Raw genomic sequence first — 5,209 nt, forward strand, 5'->3', positions numbered from 1 at the left:
ATTGAACCGCTCCTTCAACGCCGCCGCCTCCACCTCCAACCGATCCGCCCACACCGGATCCCCCCACACCAACCGCGCCAACCGCGCCCCCCGCACCTTCGCGTCATACGCGTACCCCTGCAACTCACACGTCGCCCGAGGAAACCCCGGCAACCGCCCATCGTGATACGAAATCGAATCCCACGAATCCTTCCAACACTGGTTCTCCAACCCGTTACGGGTGTTACGCCGCTCGTACCACACGTACCCGTTCCCCATCAGATCCGCGTACTCATCAATCCACCGCAACGCCTCCCGCGCCTCGAACTCCAACTCCCGCACCAACGCCGTATCACCGCTCCACCGCTCGTACTCATCCAGCAGAATCACGAACAGACACGTACTGTCCGCCGCGCCGAAATAGGGCGAACACGGAGTTTCCTCGAAGGCGGCGCTCTCGCCGTACCGCATCTCGTGCAGGATCTTGCCCGGCTCCTCCTCGCGGAAGTCGTCCAGGTGCGCGCCGTGACCGGTGGTGGCCAGGGACCGCAGCGTCGCCGGGGCCAGCTCGGGCGTGAACGCGAGGGTCTGCAGGCAGGTGAAGATGCTGTCCCGGCCGAACATCGTCATGAACCACGGCAGTCCCGCCGCCGGCACCTTGTGCGGAAACGCCAGCGTGGAATACCGCAGCGCCGACAGGTCCACCAGGCTCCGCCGGTAGATGTGTTGCAGGTGGGCGGGATTGCTGGTGAGCCGGGGCGCCTCGGTCATCCAGCGGTCCAGTTCCGCCCGCAAGCCGGGATCGGGCTGGTCGCGGAACGCCTTGAGGCTGGCCCGGATGTCCCGCCCGCGTGGTCCCTGCACCACGGTGTCGACGTGGAAACCGGTGACCCAGGAGCCGTGACCGTCGATCCGGATGTCGAAGGTCATGCCCCGCTCGTCGACCTGCCCGGGGCAGGTGCTCGACACCACGGTCTCCCGGCAGAAGCTCTCCCGCTCGTAGCTGATCCGCAGGCGGCCCGCCTCCACCCGGCTGCGGAGCGTACCGATCCGGGTGTCGGGCATGTCCTCCCGCAACCGGACCAGGTCGGCGAAGTCGCTGGCCATCTCGACCCGGATCCGCAGCTCCATCGGCTCCTCGGAGTGGTTCAGCACGGTCAGCTCCTCGTCGAAGCTGCCACCGACCCACCGGTGCCGGATCACCGAGACCTGCGCGTCCACGTAGTGCGTCGCCGCGCCCGGCACCAGGAAGAACCGTGCCTCGAAGTACTGGAGATCATCGACCGAGAGCGGGTTGAGGTGTTCGCCGTTGACGGTCAGCTCCCAGCGGGACAGGAACCGCGTGTCGAAGCTGAACAGCCCGGTCGGCACCCCCTCCACCGGGCAGACGTCGCCGCGGTCGTTACTGAGCAGGAAGTTGTTGCCGTTGAGGATGCTGACGTAGTCATCCAGGCCGCCCTCGGCCATCGCCGCGCTCATGCCGACTCCCCGTGGTCTTCGCTCGTCCCGGTCAGCCTTCGCCGTACCGGGTGGCCCGCTCCCGGAGGTCCGGGCAGCAGCATTCGCAACGGCGTGAGGAGGGTGAGATCCCCTTCGACGCTCACCTGGTTACGCAGCAGCGCGGCGTAGAGGCCACCCCGTCCGCTCAGCATCCGGTCGAACATGTCGCGGTTCGTCCGGACCACGCAGTCGGTGACCCGGTCGTCCCGGAACACCTCGACCCGCCCGTGGTCGAAGATCAGCCCCCAGTGCTCGGTACGGCTGTCACAGGCGACGTCGAACCGTAGGCTGCCGTGGTACCTCGGCGGCAACGCCGAAGCGGCCGAGCCGAGCTGGTGGAAGAAGTCGACGGTCGACTCGGTCATCGCTGCCCCTCCGGCGGTGACGGGTGGTGACGGGTGGTATCTCCGGCGGTGTTCAGGTCCCTCGCGGAGCATCACCCGCCGGATGGTGCCCGGACATCACCCGGACCGGATGAAACAACCAACGCCGTTCCGGGCATGTGTGTGCTGTGAGCCCTCGTACGTTGTTCCTCGGACCCCTGGTCCTGCTGGCCGTCCTCGTCGCCGGCTGCGGCCCGACGTCCCCGCGTCCGGGGGAGGCCGCCGCCCCGCAGGCCCCGCCCGCGCTGCGGGGAGCGCCCGTGGCGACCTCCCCGGCCGGCGGATCGTCGTCGGTGTCCGGCCGGGCCCCGGTCAGCGGCCCGGACCGGACCCTCGGGGTCCGACCGGACCCCGGGGCGGGGGAGGGGGCCGTGGTGACCTACCCCCGGGACGGTCACGGGAGCTGGGTCCAGGCCCCCGGCGGAGGCCCACCGGCCGGCCACCGAGGCCGCCTGCTGCGGTACCGGGTCCTGGTCGAGAAGGGGATCGGGGTGTCGGTGGCCGGATTCGGCGCCGATGTCTCCCGGGTGCTGGCCGACCCGCGTGGCTGGACCGCCACCGGCCGCTGGCGGCTGCAACGGGTCGGCCCCGCAGCCTCGTACGATTTCACGATCTACCTGGCCACCCCGGTCACCCGGGGCCGGTTGTGCACCAACCCCGCCGACCGGTACACCTCCTGCCGTAACGGAAACGCCGTGGTCATCAACGTCGCCCGGTGGGCGCACGGCGTGCCGAACTACGGCGCCCCGCTGTCCGACTACCGGAACTACGTCATCAGCCACGAGGTCGGCCATCGGCTGGGACACGGACACGAGCGGTGTCCGGGCCGGGGCCGGCCGGCGCCGGTCATGCAGCAGCAGACCCTCGGGCTGCACGGCTGCACCGCCAACTCGTGGCCGCTGGTCGCCGGGCGGTCCTACGCCGGCCCGTCCGGGGCCTACCACGACGACGTGCCGAACGGCTGATCCGCCCGGCCCGCGGGCCGGCCGGTTGGTGAGGCGCCCCGGCCCGCTGCCCGGCGGAGCCGGCTCAGCCACGGCTGCCGGTCGGATCGGTTCCGGCGGCCGGTGCAGCCTGATCAACGACGGCGGCCGGTGATCTGATCCGGATCAGCCGCCGGTGCCGACCGCGTCGAGGACCAGCGCCCGGAGCCCCTCCAGGGGATCGCCGTCACCCACCGCGATCACGTTCCTGGTCGCGGCGAACGCCAATCCGAGCCCCGGCGCGGCACCGGCGACGCTGCCGCCGAGCCCGTCGTAACCGAACATCGCCCCGTCGCCGGTGATGCCGTAGCCGAGGGTCCGGGTGACATCCCCGCCGAACGTCCAGTCCGGTCCGGTGGTGGCCACCGCGGCCACCCGGCGGAGGCGGTCCGGCGAGATCAGGCGTACCCCGTCGACCGCACCGAGCAGGGCCGCGTACATCCGGGCGGCGGCGCGGGCGGTGACGGTCCCGACGGCCGGGACGTCGGCCCGCAGGAAGTCGCGCCGGTTGCCCAGCTCGGCGTCCGGGCGGACCCCGACCGGCACCGCGCGGGGGAAGTTGGGCAGCGCCTCGGCGAGGGCCGCCAGCGCCGGAGACCAACCCCGGTCGGTCATCCGCGCGAGCCGGTCCAGCTCCTCTTCGGGTACGCCGAAGAGCAGCTCGCCCTCGACGCCGAGGGGCTTGGCGACCTCCTCGGCCAGCACGGCGGAGATGGGCCGGCCGGTGACCCGGCGGACCACCTCGCCGACCAGCCACCCGTAGGTCCAGACGTGGTAGCCCTGCCGGGTGCCGGGTGCCCACACCGGCGTGCTGTCGGCGAGGACCGCGCACATGTGGTCCCAGTCGGCCAGCTCGGCGGCGGTGGTGCCGGCCGGCAGTTCGGGCAGCCCGCAGGTGTGGGTGAGGACCTGGCTGAGCGTGATGTCCCGCTTGCCGTGCCGACCGAACTCCGGCCACACGTCGGCGACCCGCAGGTCGTAGTCCAGGGCACCGTGTTCGGCGAGGACGTGAACGACGGTGCCGGTCAGGCCCTTGCCGAGGGAGTAGCTGAAGATCGGCGTGTCGGTACCGAGCGGCCGTCCGGTGACCGGGTCGGCAACGCCCGAGCAGACGTTGAGGATGACCTCGCCGTGCAGGTAGGCCGCCACCTGGATACCGGCGGCCGGGTCGGCGGCGGTCAGCTCGTCGATGGTCCCGGTCACCCGGTCGCGCAGGTCGGTTGCGCGCGGGTCGGTCCAGCGTCCGGTCATGGTCGGTTACCTCCGTCGGGTGTGTCGGCCCGGCCGGGCCAACGCTCTAACAGCTGGCCGAGGGCATTGACGGCCGCCCGCCAGGACGCGGTGACGTCGCGAGGGTGCCCGAAACCGGACGACGCCTCCAGCGCGACGAACCCGTGGAACATGCTGCGCAGCAGCCGGACGGCGTCGGTGCGGTCCGGTTCGTCGAGCGGAAACCCGCGCAGCATGGCGGCGGTGTACTCGATGAGCTTCAGGTGACCGGGCGAGCCGGCGATCACCTCGGCGGGTAGTTGGAAGTTGGTGGCCGCGTACCGACCGGGATGGGTGAGCGCGAACTCCCGGTAGGCGTCGGCGAACGCCACCAGCGCCTGCCGGCCGGACCGGCCGGCGACCGCCGGGGCCAGCACCTCGGCGAAATCCCGGGCCGCGGCGACAGCCACCCGGGCACGCAGGTCGGCCAGGCTGCGGACGTGTGAGTAGAGGCTGGCGTCGGCGACGCCGAACTGGCGGGCGAGCGCGGAGACCGTGATGTTGTCGAAGCCGATGGCGTCGGCCAGATCCCCGGCCGCCTCGGTGAGAAGTTCGGCGGTCAGCCCCACCCGGGCCATGATCCCCCCTAGCTAGTTGAACTAGTTAATAACCTAGAGGCACTAGGATTGCCGCGCAACCCGGTATCGCTTGGTCCGAGATCAGCGAGGATCATCGAGGTTGTGACGTGATGTCCGGTTCGGGGTGACCGGGGACACGGCTCGGGCGGAATCCCGGGGGCCGGCCGGTGGTTACATCCCCCGTACGACCGAGTACCGGCGCTGGTCCGGGCCGGGAATGCGATCCGGGCCGGCATGGTTGTGATCGGTCTGGTGCCCGGGGTCGGGCGTTCTCCATCCCCCGGAGGCCCTCCCCGGGCACCCCTTCCGGAACCGTGTTCCCGCCGGTTCGAGTCTCCCTTTGATCTTCTGCCCGCGCCCGCGTGGCCCCCCGCGTTGTCGCACCGTGGACCCCCCAACCCCCTGCGTGGATTGGAGCCCCCACCATGAACACGATCCTGCGTAACACCCTGCTGCGTAAGAGCCTGCTGAGCATCGCCGGTCTGAGCATCACCGGCGGACTGATCGCCGGCCCCGT

The 5,209-nt window shown here is 71.1% G+C and carries 5 protein-coding genes; 1 reads left to right on the plus strand and 4 read right to left on the minus strand.

What is annotated here, in order from left to right; translation table 11 throughout:
- Together ACXN5W_RS30080 and ACXN5W_RS30085 are read right to left on the minus strand one after the other, a co-directional pair.
- Positions 1-1,458, minus strand: a 1,458-nt coding sequence (locus tag ACXN5W_RS30080) for an amylo-alpha-1,6-glucosidase (RefSeq protein ID WP_473161768.1), incomplete at its 3' end; no start/stop codon positions are given.
- Positions 1,455-1,844 (minus strand): SCP2 sterol-binding domain-containing protein, encoded by a 390-nt coding sequence (locus tag ACXN5W_RS30085; protein WP_473161769.1) that lies wholly within the window; start codon positions 1,842-1,844, stop codon positions 1,455-1,457. The genes ACXN5W_RS30080 and ACXN5W_RS30085, both read right to left, overlap by 4 nt.
- 146 nt (positions 1,845-1,990) lie before the next feature.
- Between ACXN5W_RS30085 and ACXN5W_RS30090 the strand changes: the two genes are divergently transcribed.
- Positions 1,991-2,827, plus strand: a complete 837-nt coding sequence (locus ACXN5W_RS30090) for a DUF3152 domain-containing protein (protein ID WP_473161770.1) — start codon at positions 1,991-1,993, stop codon at positions 2,825-2,827.
- 144 nt (positions 2,828-2,971) lie between these two features.
- Here ACXN5W_RS30090 and ACXN5W_RS30095 read toward each other — a convergent pair whose 3' ends face one another.
- Complete coding sequence (locus ACXN5W_RS30095; RefSeq protein ID WP_473161771.1) at positions 2,972-4,096, minus strand: serine hydrolase domain-containing protein; 1,125 nt, start codon at positions 4,094-4,096, stop codon at positions 2,972-2,974.
- Positions 4,093-4,692, minus strand: coding sequence for a TetR/AcrR family transcriptional regulator (locus ACXN5W_RS30100; RefSeq protein ID WP_473161772.1), 600 nt, complete (start codon positions 4,690-4,692; stop codon positions 4,093-4,095). The genes ACXN5W_RS30095 and ACXN5W_RS30100 overlap by 4 nt, the downstream gene beginning before the upstream one ends.
- Positions 4,693-5,209 lie beyond the last annotated feature (517 nt).

This window comes from Plantactinospora sp. A48 (assembly GCF_055793945.1).